Origin of the sequence: Marinomonas polaris DSM 16579 (assembly GCF_900129155.1) — a bacterium.
Lineage (GTDB): Bacteria > Pseudomonadota > Gammaproteobacteria > Pseudomonadales > Marinomonadaceae > Marinomonas > Marinomonas polaris.
This window is the reverse complement of sequence record NZ_FQVF01000008.1, coordinates 1-15,264: the sequence shown is the minus strand read 5'-3', so window position 1 is coordinate 15,264 and position 15,264 is coordinate 1. Positions and strand designations below refer to the sequence as shown.

The window sequence follows — 15,264 nt, the reverse complement described above, 5'->3', positions numbered from 1 at the left end:
TATTTTATAGCGCCAGATAGGCGCTATAAAATTAATTTAGAATGGCAAACCAATCTGCGTATTACAATCTACTTTGTTCGTACTTTCTATTGGTTCTAATGCCCATTTTATCGGCTCTTTTCCAAGACCAACTAAGTAATTATTCGCTTTAGAAAAATGCTGACAACCTAAAAAACCACGATAAGCCGATAAAGGCGATGGATGAACACTTTCCAACACACAGTGTTTATCACGATCAATATGACGGCCTTTTTTCTGTGCATAGGATCCCCACAGCATAAAAACAACACCTTGATGCTTATTGTTAATAAGCTCGATGATTTTATCAGTAAATATTTCCCAACCTTTATTCTGATGAGAACCTGCCTTGCTCGCTTCGACGGTCAACACACTATTTAGCAATAAGACGCCTTGTTCCGCCCATTGCTCTAAAAAACCATGTTGCGCAGGTGCAATCTCTAAATCCATTTCAAGCTCTTTATAGATATTCATCAATGAAGGAGGAATCTTAATTCCAGGCTTTACCGAAAAAGATAAACCATGGGCTTGACCCTCTCCATGATATGGGTCCTGCCCAAGAATCACTACTTTCACTTTACTAAAAGGCGTCACATTTAATGCCGTAAAATACTCAGGTTCTGCAGGATATATTGTGTTGTTTTGTTTCTCTGCTTGTAAGAATTTTTGCAGAACCAACATATAGTCTTTCTCAAACTCATCAGCTAAATATTCTTGCCAATCACCTGTTAAGTTCATCATTTAACTCACTTCATTCATTGCGTTGCTTTCTGTTTCATGAAAAGGATTTAGCGCTGGCGTCGCTTTAAATTCATAATAATATTGCAGCGACAGCTCATCTTGAGGTGTAACTAAGTGCTTCAGTAACAACCAAGCCATTTCCCTTAACCCGTATGCTTTTACATACTCTTGGATAACATCTAAAGACCTCTCTTCTGGAAGGTCTGATCGGTAAGAGCTCAGCAATAAAACTGTTTGTCTTGCATCTAAATTGTGAGATTTAACTACAACAGCAAGATCAAATAATGGATCACCAACTCCTGAGTACTCCCAGTCAATCAACCAAAGTTGCTCACTGTCCATTAATATATTCTTAGGATTTAAATCGTTATGGCAGAGTACAGGCGGTAAAATCATTTCTGGCGGCGTTAACTGCTTCAAAAGAGAAGCTAGATAATCATATTCAGCCATCAAACTAGGTGTTTCACAGCCATAACGTTGAACCCCCTTCAAATAATGCTCTATCACATCAAATACACCATAGTAGTGGTGATTCATTGGTAAACTATGTGTCTGCACTAAAGCTTGAGCAATTCGCGGTATATCTTTATCCTGATGACGCACAGCCCAATCAAGAGAAGGCTGAGAGACAAATTGACAAGCAAAGCTACCGTCATCGTCGTGCCAAGAAACAGCAGGAGAAAGCCCTATAGACGCAGCATGTTTTAAGGTATTAATTTCTTCCGTACGATTAATATAAAAAGCTTTAGTATCAATATAGGGAATTCGCAATACAAAACGAGAAACTTGCTCCCAATGAATCAAATACACCTTGTTTGAAAAGCCTTCCTCAAATAAAGTAGTTTCAACCTCCATGGTGGCTGGTAATATGTCAGCCATTTTTACGAAATACTCAGATAGTACGGTCATTTTTAATCATTTTATTGCCAGAATTGTAAGTGGCTGTCAGAATGAACAACTGAACCATCCGAGTCAATAGTCAACTTTGAAGCAGATCAATGATTAAACACGAAGACATTATTCGTAAGATACAAGAACGACTGAGCACGTTAAGCAAATCCGAGCGAAAAGTAGCGGAAGCCATTCTTGCCGATCCTAAAACAACCATCCACTCCAGTATTGCGAAACTTGCAGCAAGAGCGGAAGTGAGCGAACCTACGGTTAACCGTTTTTGTCGCAGCCTTATAGGCAGTGGCTTTCCTGATTTTAAAGTATCACTTGCCCAAAGCCTTGCGACAGGTACGCCTTACGTTAACTTAAACGTAGAGCCTGACGATGCTCCTGGCGCCGTCACTGCGAAGATTTTTGAAGCCGCTAAAAACAATCTTACCCGTGCTCAGGATATTTTACCCGAGTCATTGATAAGCCGAGCGGTTGATGTATTAGCACAAGCTCGCCGAATCGAGTTTTATGGTTTAGGTGCATCTGGCCCTGTTGCCAAAGATGCACACCATAAATTTTTCCGTTTGAACATGCCGGTTGTTGCCTATACGGACATTCTGGTACAGCGAATGGCTGCTGCTGGATCGCATTCAGGCGATGCTATCGTCATAATTTCATACACTGGGCGCACCTTACCGTTAATCGAGACAGCTCGAGTCGCTCGTGAAGCTGGCGCTACCGTTATTGGCATCACTAATCCGGATTCGCCTCTCACAGAGCATTGCTCTATCGTATTACCGATTGAAGAAACTGAAGATACCGATATCTATACGCCAATGAGCTCACGTATTGTCTATCTCACCTTGATCGACGCTCTCGCGACTGGCGTACTTTTGAAGCGTGGTCCAGAGTTCAATGCGCACCTTAAAAAGCTCAAACAAAGTGTGCAAGATACTCGATTACCGAAAGTTGAAAAGAAATAATTTATCCCTATAAGGCACATATTATGTGCCTTAATTCTTTACTACATCTTTAATAAATTAGCCTAAACAAAAAATATTTATCCAAACGAGCCAATTTGTTTAATCCATCAGATTTTTTCGTAATTTTGTCAGAGAAATTTGAAAGATTATCCCATCACAGCCACTTAGAATCGGCTCAGGTCTTGAAATATGTTGTAATGCGTTTCATTCTCTTTACAAGAATTTGATGATTTTCACATATAAAATCAATGACTATCACAACAACGATTTAACAATTATAACTCTTTCGGGTGTGATTTAGACGCAGCTTTTTTTAAGCGCCATCTTTCGATCAGTAGGTATTGCTGAGCAGTGCAATACAAGGATAAATACTATCCACACTGATAAATAACCTTATCTATCCAAGGTTATTTCACCCGTAATAATTTCATTAGGGGACAACAATAATGATAGAAAGCAGCTATGCGATCAGCTTTACATTCCTAGCCTATCTAGTAGTTATGCTAGGAATTGGGCTGTACGCTTACAAACGTACCTCCAGCTCGGAAGACTACTTTCTTGGTGGACGCTCTTTAGGACCTTGGCCTACGGCATTGTCCGCAGGCGCTTCAGATATGAGCGGCTGGTTACTACTTGGTTTACCTGGTTACGCTTTCGCCGCGGGTTTAGAGTCTTTCTGGATTGCTGGTGGCCTTTTTGTAGGAACATGGCTTAACTGGCTAATTTGCGCAAAACGCCTAAGAACGTACAGCATCAAGGCAAACAATGCACTCACGCTCCCAGACTTCCTATCTACTCGATTCAATGACAAATCAAAGCTCATTCAAACCATTTCAGCTCTGTTCATTTTGCTGTTCTTCTTGTTCTATACAAGTTCCGGTTTGGTTGCTGGCGGTAAATTGTTTGAAACAGTATTTGGCTTAGATTATACCTATGCAGTAATTATTGGCACAGTATGTGTTGTTTCCTACACGCTATTTGGCGGTTTCCTTGCCGTGGCTTGGACAGACCTTGTTCAGGGCTTGATGATGAGTGCGGCATTAGTGATTGTACCTCTCGTTGCTATTGATGGCGGCTGGTCTGAGCTGTCTAGTACTTTAATGGCAAAAAATCCAAACTTACTAGATATCTGGACTAACGTAAGTGGTGAACCTCTAACTGCGATTGGGATTATTTCTCTCGTTGCTTGGGGACTAGGCTACTTCGGTCAACCGCACATCCTAGCGCGCTTCAAAGCCTCTCGCTCTAATAAAGACATTAAAACAGCACGTCGTATTGCGGTTATTTGGACATTTATCTCCATGGCTGGGGCATTGCTTATTGGCTTAGTAGGTATCACATTTGTTGATAGCAACCTAACAGGCAACCTAGCTGACCCTGAAAAAATCTTCATGATTCTTGTTAATGCCGTTTTCCACCCTGTTGTTGCCGGTATTCTTCTTGCTGCAATCTTAGCGGCGATAATGAGCACAGCGGACTCTCAACTTTTGGTATCTTCCTCTGCACTCGCTGAAGATTTTTACAAGCAGCTATTCAATAAAGAAGCGACTCAAAAACAAATCGTCAACGTTGGACGCTTTGCGGTTGTTGCTATTTCTATTATTGCGTTATTGCTTGCATTGAACCCAGAAAGCTCAGTACTCGGCCTAGTGTCTTATGCTTGGGCTGGTTTTGGCGCTGCATTTGGCCCAGCTATCCTTCTTAGCTTGTTCTGGCGCAACATGAACCGTAACGGCGCTCTAGCGGGTATTGTTATTGGTGGCGTTACCGTTGTGGTCTGGAAACAATTAACGGGTGGCATTTTCGATCTTTATGAAATCGTTCCAGGCTTCTTGTTCTCGACTATCGCTATCTTTGCGGTAAGCCTAGCAACAGGTGCTCCAGAAGAGTCTGTAACAGAATCTTTTGATGAATACGAAAAAGCACTAGATACAATGAACTAAGTAACAAGCTCCCCGAGCTCATTACTTCAGAAGGCCCGAATCTACATACAGATTCGGGCCTTTTTTTATTTTTAAAATATAGACACTTAATTTGAATTAAGATGATATTCGGCTGATGATCCACCGATACACTATGCGTAAAATAAAGAACAAAGGATTAAAAACAATAAACTAGAAAGGCAAATTACAGGCAAAAAAATGGGGCTTGAAACAAGCCCCTAAACACCATTTACTAACAAATGTTAGTAGTCAGAGGAAAGGTTTAATCATTAAACAAGCTGCAAGCACCTTGTTCTGCGCCACTTACTAAAATACGTTGCGCGCTAAATAGTTCACGCCCCATACCTTGATGGGAATCGGTTAAATCTTGCTGTGCTGCTTCGCGTTTATTTAGCTCTTCGTCTGAGATCAACACAGACAAAGTACCTTCAACTGCATCTAAGCGGATCATGTCGCCATCATGGATCTTAGCGATAAGACCACCCGCCAATGCTTCAGGCGTCAAGTGAATTGCAGCAGGTACTTTGCCTGATGCACCAGACATACGACCGTCTGTCACTAAGGCCACTCGGTAGCCTTGATCCTGTAAGTTACCAAGGTATGGCGTCAATTTATGCAACTCAGGCATACCTAATGCTTTAGGCCCTTGGAAACGAACAACAGCCACACAGTCACGTTTCAATTCACCACTTGCAATGGCATCAGCCAATGCATTTTGACTATGAAACACAGCAGCGGGTGCTTCGATAATTCGATTTTCATCTTTCACGGCTGAAACTTTAATCACTGAACGACCAAGGTTACCTTTCAATAACGCCAATCCGCCTTCTTTACTAAACGGATTATCAATAGGTCGTACAACATTCATATCTAAGCTTTCATCTGTACCATCACGCCACACAAGATTATCACCTTCTAAGAAAGGCTCTTTGGTGTAATGAGTTAAACCTTTACCCACGATAGTGTTTACATCTTCATGCAATAGACCACCTTTCAATAATTGCTTAACCAGAAACGCCATACCGCCAGCCGCGTGAAAATGGTTAATATCTGCTTGGCCATTCGGATAGATTTTAGTCAGTGATGGCACAACTTTGGAAAGAGCTGAGAAGTCATCCCAAGTGATAATAATGCCAGCAGCACGAGCGTAAGCGACAATATGCATCGTATGGTTAGTTGAACCACCCGTCGCCAACAAACCAACAATCGAATTCACGATGCTGCGCTCGTCGACTATTTCGTATAAAGGTCGGTAATCTCGACCCAATGCAGTGATCTTGGTAGACAACTGAGAAGCATAGTTAGTTAATGCGCCTCGTAGTGGATCATCTGGATTAACAAAAGAAGACCCTGGAAGCTGAAGCCCCATAATTTCGACTAATAGCTGATTCGAGTTAGCCGTACCATAAAAAGTACAAGTACCAGCGCTGTGATAAGAAGCCGATTCCGCCTCAAGCAACTCTTCACGAGTCGCTTGACCTTGAGCATAGCGCTGACGAACTGCCGCTTTAGCTGCATTAGTAATACCTGAGCGCATTGGCCCTGCTGGAATAAACAAAGCAGGCAAATGACCAAAACGCAGTGCAGCAATCAACAAGCCAGGAACAATCTTGTCGCAAATACCTAGATAGATGGCCGCATCAAACATGTTATGAGAAAGCGCTATTGCTGCACCTTGTGCGATATTGTCACGACTAAATAGACTTAGCTCCATGCCGTCTTGCCCCTGCGTAACACCATCACACATAGCAGGAACACCGCCAGCGAACTGAGCCACAGAGCCCATTTCTTTAACCGCTGCACGAATTTGATCTGGGTAATTTTCGTAAGGCTGATGAGCAGACAACATATCGTTATAAGAAGATATGATACCTATGTTCGCTTCCTCCATTAGAGTCAGCTTTTGTTTATCTTGAGGTTGGCATGCTGCAAAGCCATGAGCCAAATTCCCACAGGACAATTTGCCTCTGTGCGGTCCTTGCTCTTGCGCTTTTTTCATATCTTTAAGGTATTGCTCGCGCAACACTTTGCTTCGTTCAATGATGTCGTTCGTTACCTTAGCAACAATCGGATTCATGCTTCTCTCCGTTTTTGAATTCAGTTATCTCAGCAAACAGCCTGACACTACAATATTATGTAATATTACTACATTTTTAATTTATTTCACGTCTAAAACAGATGAAAAACCAATAAAAACGCTATATTTTGTAATTTTTTTACAAAAATAATTCGAAAAATGCTTTCTGTCAGCTAAAATACTCGAACTTTTGTAACATAATTCTGTACAATGCTAGCCATATATCAATAGATGATCAAAAAACAATCATATTGACAGGAATTTGTTACTAATCCTTGCTTAAAAAATTACTTATGTAGTATTTTTACGTAAAGAACAAAATTGAACGCGTGTTGTTCGAGTTCGAACATCATGCAACTTTCGCACTATGTTAGAGGTGAGTATGACGATTAAGGTAGCTATCAACGGTTATGGACGCATTGGACGCAATACGCTTAGAGCTTTGTATGAATCAGGCAAGCGTGATCAAATCCAAATCGTAGCGATTAATGATCTTGGCGATTCAAAAACCAATGCTCATTTAACGAAATACGATACTGTCCACGGTCGCTTCAACGAAGAGGTTACCTTTGATGAAGAAGCGCTTTATATCAACAAAGATAAAATCCGCACTTTCTCTGAACGTAATCCTGCAGACCTTCCTTGGGCTGAGCTAGATATTGACGTCGTTTATGAATGCACAGGTTTCTTTACAACAAAAGAAAAAGCCAGTGCTCACATCACTGCTGGAGCGAAGAAAGTTATCATTTCTGCACCGGGTAAAGAAGTTGATGCGACTGTTGTATACGGCGTAAACCAAGATGTACTAACATCTAAAATGACTGTCATTTCAAATGCTTCTTGTACTACCAACTGCCTAGCGCCATTCGCTAAACCATTAAGCGAAAAGCTTGGTATTGAAAGTGGCTTGATGACGACAATTCATGCTTACACCAATGATCAGCGCCTTTCAGACGTTTATCATGAAGATCTTTACCGCGCTCGTGCGGCAGCAATGAACATGATTCCAAGTAAAACTGGTGCGGCAGCTGCAGTTGGCCTTGTTATCCCAGCACTTGTTGGTAAATTTGATGGTCTTTCTGTTCGCGTACCGACTATCAACGTTTCGCTAGTAGATTTAACTTTCTTAGCGCCTCGTGAAACAACAGTAGAAGAAATAAACAAAATCATTGAAGACGCTATCAAAGCGGATCCAATTCTCGCGCAAGTATTGCATGTTAATTATGAGCCTCTTGTCTCTTCTGACTTCAACCACAACGCCTACACATCTAATTTCGATGCGACACAAACTCGCGTACAAGGTAAATTAGTAAAAGTTATGGCTTGGTATGATAACGAATGGGGCTTCTCAAACCGAATGCTTGATAATACTATCGCATTAATGGCTGCGAAATAGTCAAAATACACGAAGGCTGCTGACGCAGCCTTCGTCGTCTCTTATACTTCTCTTCACGCTTTCTAATCTTTGGTATTTAAAATGACTCGTAGAACTAAAATTGTTGCCACTTTAGGCCCTGCTTCCAGCTCTCCAGAAATGATTGAGAAATTGATCCTTGCTGGTGCCAACGTTTTCCGTCTAAATTTTTCTCATGGTCAACCTGAAGATCACATCGAACGAGCTAAAGTGGTTCGTGAAATGGCTCAAAAAAATGGTCGTCATGTGGCGATTCTTGGTGATCTACAAGGCCCTAAAATCCGTATCGCTCGCTTTAAAAACACCAAGGTCGAGCTAAAAGACGGCGCAACCTTTATTCTTGATGTTGGTTTTGACAAAAACAACGGCGACGAAACTCGCGTTGGTATTGACTACCCACAACTAGCAAAAGACTCACAGCCTGGTAACGTTTTGCTTCTTGATGACGGACGAGTTGTTCTTGAAGTACTAGAAGTGAAAGGCCAAGAAGTTATTACTAAAGTCATCGTTGGCGGCGCTTTGTCTAATAACAAAGGCATTAACCGCCAAGGTGGTGGACTATCTGCTGCTGCGCTAACCGACAAAGACCGCGAAGATATTAAAACTGCCGCCGCATTAAAAGCAGATTACTTAGCTGTTTCTTTCCCTCGTTGTGCAGACGACCTTCACGAAGCTCGTGCACTAGCCGAAGCTGCTGGCCTTAAAGCAGGTATCGTTTCTAAAGTAGAGCGTGCTGAAGCGGTTGCTGACAATGAAACATTAGATGCAATTATTCTAGCCTCTGATGCTGTCATGGTTGCTCGTGGTGACCTAGGCGTTGAAATTGGTGATGCAGAATTGATCGGCGTACAAAAACACATGATCAAACGCTGCCGTCAGTTGAACCGCCCTGTTATTACAGCGACTCAAATGATGGAAACTATGATTACTAGCGCAATGCCAACCCGCGCGGAAGTATTTGACGTAGCTAACGCTGTTTTAGATGGTACAGATGCCGTCATGCTTTCTGCCGAAACAGCCGCTGGCGCATACCCTGAAGAAGTAATTAAAACCATGAACCGCGTTTGCTTGGGCGCTGAAAAGCAACCAGCAATCAATCGCTCTAAACACCGTATCGATGTTACATTTACCAGCATTGATGAAACGATCGCGATGTCAGCTATGTACGCAGCTAACCATTTGGAAGGTGTTAAAGCGATTATTAGCTTGACCGATTCAGGTACTACACCACTTCTTATGTCACGCATTAGCTCTGGTTTGCCAATCTATGCATTGTCTCCAAACCAAGCAACACTGAATAAAGTAAACCTTTATCGTGGCGTAACGCCAGTAGCTTTCTCTTCACAAGAGTTCAACGTTGACACTATCGTTGCAGGCTTAGTTGACCATGTGAAGTCTCTTGGTCTAATCAAAGACGGTGATCTTGTGATTGTGACAAAAGGCGATCACTTGGTGAGCTACGGTACAACCAATATGATGAAAGTCGTAAAAGTCGGTGCTGTTGAGGAATAAGTCACAGTGAAGAGCAAAACGTTGCAACAAAAAACGATCACGACACCGGAGCGTAAAAACGTCGCTCTGGTTGCTCATGACAATATGAAGCCTGCTCTTATCGAGTGGGCTGAAAAGCATAAAGAAAAACTAATCAAGCACAATCTGATGGCAACTGGTACAACTGGAAATTTAATGCAAAAGCAATTAAACGTTCCGGTACATTCGCTGATTAGCGGCCCTCTCGGTGGCGACCAACAACTTGGAGGTCTAATTGCCGAAGGCAAAATTGATGTGCTGATTTTTTTCTGGGACCCTTTCGAGCCAATGCCTCATGATCCTGACATCAAGGCTCTACTTCGAGTAGCTGCTGTTTGGAACATCCCGATTGCTTGTAGCGTTTCTTCTGCCAATTTTTTGGTGACGTCACCTTTATTCGAAAGCGAATTTGAGCGACAAATCCCAGATTATGAAAAATACCTCCAAGAGCGACTCTAGTCGCTCTTTCTTTTTCTACTGTTTATCAAACAACTTAGATATTTCTAGCTTCCTCAAAGCTCGCGGTTTTCCTCAAAATCGGCTATATTAGCCGCCAATTATTGTCATGTACAAATGTGTTAGGCCACGTTTAGACAGGGCAAACTTACTGATTAGACTCAACGTATAAGCCCCTCAGCACCACGTTGAACACCACTTATAGGAGAAGAGTTTTGCAAGCAGATGTAGCCCTAATAATGGGATCAAAAAGTGACTGGGCGACAATGGAAGGCGCCGCTGAAATAATGGACGCTCTTGGCGTAAGCTACCACGTCGAAGTGGTATCCGCTCACCGAACACCAGTCAAACTTGCAGAATTCTCAGAAAGTGCTGCAGATAAAGGCTTTAAGGTAATTATTGGCGGCGCTGGCGGCGCAGCCCATCTACCTGGCATGGTTGCAGCTCATACTCGTTTGCCTGTGCTAGGTGTACCAGTACAAAGCAAAGCCCTAAACGGCATGGACAGTTTACTGTCTATCGCACAAATGCCAAAAGGTGTTGCAGTTGGAACACTAGCTATTGGTAGTGCAGGTGCTTTCAATGCGGGTTTATTGGCTTGTCAAATTCTAGCTATTTCTAACCCTGAACTCGCTAAAAAAATTGAAGCATTCAGAACCAACCAAACAGAAACTGTATTGGCGAATCCAGACCCGAGAGAGGCTTAATCTATGTCAGTTCTATGGGTATTAGGAGCCGGTCAATTAGGTGCTATGCTAAAACAAGCTGGAACCCCACTCGGTGTTGATGTTCGTCCAATTGATATAGAGTCAACCGAGACCTTAGCACTAGGTCCAACTGATATTGTGACCGCAGAAAGAGAAGAATGGCCAGAAACTGTAGCCACCAAACAACTTGCTACACATAGCAACTTTGTCAACCTAGCGACCTTTCCACAGCTTGCAGATCGTCTAACCCAGAAACAATGGTTAGACCGTCTTGAGCTAGCGACAGCACCATGGTTTCCTGTTGAGGCTGACTCTTCTGCAGCACAAGCTTATGAGACATTAGGTGAACGCATTCTGATGAAACGTCGTCGGGGTGGTTATGATGGCAAAGGTCAATATTGGTTAAAACAATCTGAAGGCATTGAGATACCTGAAGATTGGAAAGGCCAAGCTATTGCAGAACAAGCCATTAATTTTGATGAAGAAGTTTCATTAGTCGGTGTTCGAGGTAAAAATGGTGAAACGCACTTTTACCCACTAACACTTAACCTTCACATTAATGGCATCCTATACGCCTCCATCTCTCCATTAGAGCGCCTAAAGCCTTTGCAAAGTAAAGCAGAAGTAATGCTTAGCAAGCTTATGGAGGCTTTAGACTACGTCGGCGTAATGGCGATGGAATGTTTCCGTGTAGGAGATGAGCTACTCATCAATGAGCTCGCTCCAAGGGTTCATAACAGCGGCCATTGGACACAAGCAGGCGCAAGCGTATGTCAGTTTGAAAACCATGTACGCGCTGTCACAGGCCTTCCATTAGCGCCAGCCGAAGTTAAGAACCAAAGCATGATGGTCAACTTAATTGGTGTAGATTTAAACTATGACTGGCTAAACTTACAAGGCTTGGAGCTTTATTGGTACAAAAAGGAAGTTCGCCCAGGAAGAAAAGTTGGCCACCTTAATTTTTGTTCTGGTAGCTACTCAGTATTAGAGTCAGCACTAACAAAACTAGATCTTCCAGAGCCTTATTCAGAAGCTTTAGAGTGGTTAGCTAAAAACTTACCCAAGCTATAAATATCCACCCAAAGTTAGATATATCTTAACCTGACAACTAAATGCCGCTATCGTAAATGATAAGCGGCTTTTTTTATCGCTCAAACATCGATGTGAATTAATTCTATCCAAATAGATAAAAAATAAAAAAAAACGCAGAAACGCTTTAAAAATAGAAAATATAATATTTTTGAACTTGTTTACTTTGCAAAACTCCTTATTCTAATTGATCTAGCTGAAAACAGCTTATTCAATATAAGAAAAACAGTACACTTAGATGCTGATAAGGAACTTTGAATGAACCATCTTGAACTAGACAGTTATGATTGGCGCTTACTTCGAGCCTTGCAAACCAATGCAAGACTCACCAATGTCGCGCTATCAGAACAAGTTAACCTATCCCCTTCCCAATGCTCAAGAAGGCTACAAAGACTCGAACAAAACAATTTAATTGAAGCTTACTTCACTCAACTTAATGCAAGTGAGTTGGGATACCACGTAACCGCTTTTATAAATATTACCCTTTATAAAAGTATTAAAAATTCAGATCAAGAGTTCAAAAAAGCCATTGAAGCCATTCCTCAAATATTAGAATGTTACTCGGTGAGCGGCGAAGCAGATTACTGGCTACGAATTATTAGCGAAAATCTACCCACTCTATCAACCTTTCTAAGTGAATCCCTTGCTAGTCTACCTTGCGTCAGAGACCTGACCTCAACCGTTGTCCTCAATCGCGTAAAACACGCACCATCAATTCCATTACCTAATTAACCAAGAACACAGAGAAGCGACAGAACCCATATATAGTAAGGGTGTCGCTTTTTAGACCTCAGGCAAACGAATAACCATATAGACTCCGGCAAGAGTAATTATCGAAAATACCAAAACGAGAGATGCTAATGAGATCGAGTAAGTCAGTAAACTAATACTACTCATGGCTAATAATATAAAACCAATAATAGTATTACTGACTGATACATAGCTAGTTCGCTTATTTCCCTCGCCTAAATTCACTAAATACGTTTTACGACCAATTCTGACACCTTGGTGAGCAACGCTTAAAACGAAATACAGAATAACAATGAGCAATGTAGTAAAGCTCGTCTGAGGAAATAACTTTACCGTTGAAAATAGAGCCACACCAGTGAATGCACTCAACAAAGAAGAAAACATCATCACTTTCCGGCTAGAATGGTCTGAAAATAACCCCCAAAAAGGAGAAGATAGCAGGGAAGCCAAACCACTCGATAGGATAAATAAACCTAGAATCAATACACCGTTTTCGGATCTTTGTTGGGCAATCAATACATAATAAGGAGCACTCAGAGCCGCACATAAAAATAACGAACGAGCAATAACGAATTCGCGAAATACCGAATCGGTTCTCAACAGACTAAGCTCTTTAAATACATCAATAATATTTGCCCCCTTGTCGGCAACTTCACTTAAAGGCTCTTGCACCAAAGAATAAATTAAAGCGGCAAATAGCCAAATCATTGTAGCTGCAACAATTCCCCAAATATAAAAGCTCACATTACCTTGAAGACTATCGAAGAAAAATAACGTACAAACAGCTATACCTATTGTTATAAGTCCTGAAGCACTAGAGGACCATCCAGTAACCCTTCCACGCTTATTTTTCACAACAGTCTTACCAAGCACATCTTTCGACGCTACAGAATTAAGCCCCCTTGCTACACTAAATACTATTAATGCAACAATAATTGCCCAGCCTGCGCTTACTCCATCTAGCAACAAAGCGGCGCACCCTATCACCACCACACATAGAGATTGAATTAGGCTTCCCAACACCCAGACCCACTTTCGAACTTTCACCTTGTAAATAAAATGAGCAATAATCAACTGAGGCAACAAAGATCCAGATTCACGTATTGGCACCAACCAGCCCAGCAGGTACAAAGGAGCCCCCAAGCTTTGTAGCAACCACGGCAAAGTAACTTTTGGGTTGATCAAAACATCACCTAAATTGATTAAAAACTGAGAGATAACCAACTTAAAAATATTTCTTCTATCTACCTTCTTTTGCACTTCTTTATCTAGCATAACAACACTCTATTAATATTTTATTCACAGAATACTCGCTAAAAATTGCCTATAAAAAAACAGGAATAACGGCCAACATAAAATATGCTCATTCTAAAAAAATTATAGTATTTATAGCTGTCTTGATAGAGCTATAGACGTATACAGCTACCAACTTAGGATAAAAGTAAAGGAACCTAATTCATACATAATAAGCTGCAGCTCTTTTAGATTACATATCCACAGGAAAGTAGGTCTGTTTAGCACCACAACAAACCGCAGCCCTTTAGACAAGTTTAATACTATCCAATCACAAACTAAGTAAAACGAGCTTATGAAGTAAGACTTATTCACATCTTTGTAAAAAACGTAAAAAGTCTGTCACTTGATTAGCCAATCATACATCGACTAGATAGACTTATTTAGCAATCAAAAAACATAATTAGTGAGGATAGATGACATGGATTTAATTAGAATTTTATTTGCCATTCTTTTACCGCCGCTTGGTGTCTTTTTACAGGTTGGTATCGGTGGTGCATTCTGGCTAAACATATTACTCACCATTTTGGGCTACATCCCAGGTATCGTACACGCTGTTTGGATCATAGCTAGACGCTAATATAAAACAGACGCAGGCGAAAACATGGCAAAATGGCCATTAGGTCATGATCATTTGATTCGCGTTGACGCGTTGAGCTTACGAAACAGGCGCATGCGAATTGAAGAACAAGGGATTACTTACACATGGAGATTGCATTTCCTTGAGCCAAAAAAAAGCCCTGACAGCGTTAGCTATCAGGGCCTTCTTAATATAAAGCTTGACGACGACCTACTCTCACATGGGATCTCCCACACTACCATCGGCGATGGCGCTTTTCACTTCTGAGTTCGGGATGGGATCAGGTGGTTCAACGCCTCTATGATCGTCAAGCAATTCGGTTTGCGTTTGTTCTGAGGTGCACTGTGTTGTGCGCTGACTTTTTATCGTTAGCTTGTCTCAAAACACGCGAATACGTGCTTGGATCTTTAACAATTCTTTTTTGAAATAGCGATAATCAAGGTCAAACCAGTTTCTATCGTACTATGTGTCTTTGTCATTTTGATGATCTTGAGCTTTCACTCTTCTCATCCAAAACCACTTTGGTGTTATATGGTCAAGCCTCACGAGCAATTAGTATTGGTTAGCTCAATGCTTCACAGCACTTACACACCCAACCTATCAACGTCCTAGTCTCGAACGGCTCTTCAGGGGACTTATGTCCCAGTGAGATCTTATCTTAAGGGAGGCTTCCCGCTTAGATGCTTTCAGCGGTTATCCCGTCCGAACATAGCTACCCGGCAATGCCACTGGCGTGACAACCGGAACACCAGAGGTTCGTCCACTCCGGTCCTCTCGTACTAGGAGCAGCTCCTCTCAAAT

The 15,264-nt window shown here is 41.7% G+C and carries 13 protein-coding genes and 2 rRNA genes; 9 read left to right on the top strand and 6 right to left on the bottom strand.

The window, feature by feature from the left end:
* Positions 1-36: 36 nt before the first annotated feature.
* Together ung and BUA59_RS09580 are read right to left on the bottom strand one after the other, a co-directional pair.
* Entirely contained in the window at positions 37-759 is a 723-nt protein-coding gene (gene ung, locus BUA59_RS09585; RefSeq protein ID WP_072839497.1) for a uracil-DNA glycosylase, read from the bottom strand.
* Positions 760-1,668, bottom strand: coding sequence for a phosphotransferase (locus tag BUA59_RS09580; protein WP_072839496.1), 909 nt, complete (start codon positions 1,666-1,668; stop codon positions 760-762). It abuts the gene before it with no gap.
* Between the two features lie 89 nt (positions 1,669-1,757).
* On the opposite strand from BUA59_RS09580, the gene BUA59_RS09575 reads away from it, so the two are divergent.
* Positions 1,758-2,624 (top strand): MurR/RpiR family transcriptional regulator, encoded by an 867-nt coding sequence (locus tag BUA59_RS09575; protein ID WP_072839495.1) that lies wholly within the window; start codon positions 1,758-1,760, stop codon positions 2,622-2,624.
* A 446-nt stretch (positions 2,625-3,070) separates the two neighbouring features.
* Positions 3,071-4,567 carry a sodium/proline symporter PutP gene (gene putP / locus BUA59_RS09570; RefSeq protein ID WP_072839494.1) on the top strand — a complete coding sequence of 499 codons (1,497 nt, stop codon included), beginning with the start codon at positions 3,071-3,073 and terminating at the stop codon, positions 4,565-4,567.
* 262 nt (positions 4,568-4,829) lie between these two features.
* Here putP and edd read toward each other — a convergent pair whose 3' ends face one another.
* The gene (gene edd, locus BUA59_RS09565) at positions 4,830-6,644 is read right to left on the bottom strand and encodes a phosphogluconate dehydratase (RefSeq protein WP_072839493.1); all 1,815 of its coding nucleotides are present in this window, start codon (positions 6,642-6,644) and stop codon (positions 4,830-4,832) included.
* A 382-nt stretch (positions 6,645-7,026) separates the two neighbouring features.
* Here edd and gap point away from each other — a divergent pair, with 382 nt between their 5' ends.
* The 6 genes from gap (at position 7,027) to BUA59_RS09535 (ending at position 12,572) form a co-directional block, all read left to right on the top strand.
* The gene (gene gap, locus BUA59_RS09560) at positions 7,027-8,040 is read left to right on the top strand and encodes a type I glyceraldehyde-3-phosphate dehydrogenase (RefSeq protein WP_072839492.1); all 1,014 of its coding nucleotides are present in this window, start codon (positions 7,027-7,029) and stop codon (positions 8,038-8,040) included.
* Positions 8,041-8,121: 81 nt separating this feature from the next.
* Complete coding sequence (pyk, locus tag BUA59_RS09555) at positions 8,122-9,570, top strand: pyruvate kinase (protein ID WP_072839491.1); 1,449 nt, start codon at positions 8,122-8,124, stop codon at positions 9,568-9,570.
* A 6-nt stretch (positions 9,571-9,576) separates the two neighbouring features.
* Positions 9,577-10,047 (top strand): methylglyoxal synthase, encoded by a 471-nt coding sequence (locus tag BUA59_RS09550; protein WP_100188721.1) that lies wholly within the window; start codon positions 9,577-9,579, stop codon positions 10,045-10,047.
* Positions 10,048-10,259: 212 nt separating this feature from the next.
* Positions 10,260-10,751: a 5-(carboxyamino)imidazole ribonucleotide mutase gene (gene purE, locus BUA59_RS09545; RefSeq protein ID WP_048813927.1), complete on the top strand. Its 492-nt coding sequence runs from the start codon at positions 10,260-10,262 to the stop codon at positions 10,749-10,751.
* A gap of 3 nt (positions 10,752-10,754) precedes the next feature.
* Positions 10,755-11,822 (top strand): 5-(carboxyamino)imidazole ribonucleotide synthase, encoded by a 1,068-nt coding sequence (gene purK, locus BUA59_RS09540; protein ID WP_072839490.1) that lies wholly within the window; start codon positions 10,755-10,757, stop codon positions 11,820-11,822.
* Positions 11,823-12,098: 276 nt separating this feature from the next.
* Positions 12,099-12,572, top strand: coding sequence for an Lrp/AsnC family transcriptional regulator (locus tag BUA59_RS09535; RefSeq protein WP_072839489.1), 474 nt, complete (start codon positions 12,099-12,101; stop codon positions 12,570-12,572).
* Between the two features lie 51 nt (positions 12,573-12,623).
* Here BUA59_RS09535 and BUA59_RS09530 read toward each other — a convergent pair whose 3' ends face one another.
* A complete protein-coding gene (locus BUA59_RS09530) occupies positions 12,624-13,865 on the bottom strand; it encodes an MFS transporter (protein WP_072839488.1) in 1,242 nt (413 codons plus the stop codon).
* Positions 13,866-14,304: 439 nt separating this feature from the next.
* On the opposite strand from BUA59_RS09530, the gene BUA59_RS09525 reads away from it, so the two are divergent.
* Positions 14,305-14,463, top strand: coding sequence for a YqaE/Pmp3 family membrane protein (locus BUA59_RS09525; RefSeq protein ID WP_072839487.1), 159 nt, complete (start codon positions 14,305-14,307; stop codon positions 14,461-14,463).
* Between the two features lie 197 nt (positions 14,464-14,660).
* Here the strand turns inward: BUA59_RS09525 and rrf are convergent.
* Positions 14,661-14,775 (bottom strand): 5S ribosomal RNA (gene rrf / locus BUA59_RS09520).
* 219 nt (positions 14,776-14,994) lie between these two features.
* Positions 14,995-15,264, bottom strand: a 23S ribosomal RNA gene (locus BUA59_RS09515); the annotation flags it as partial.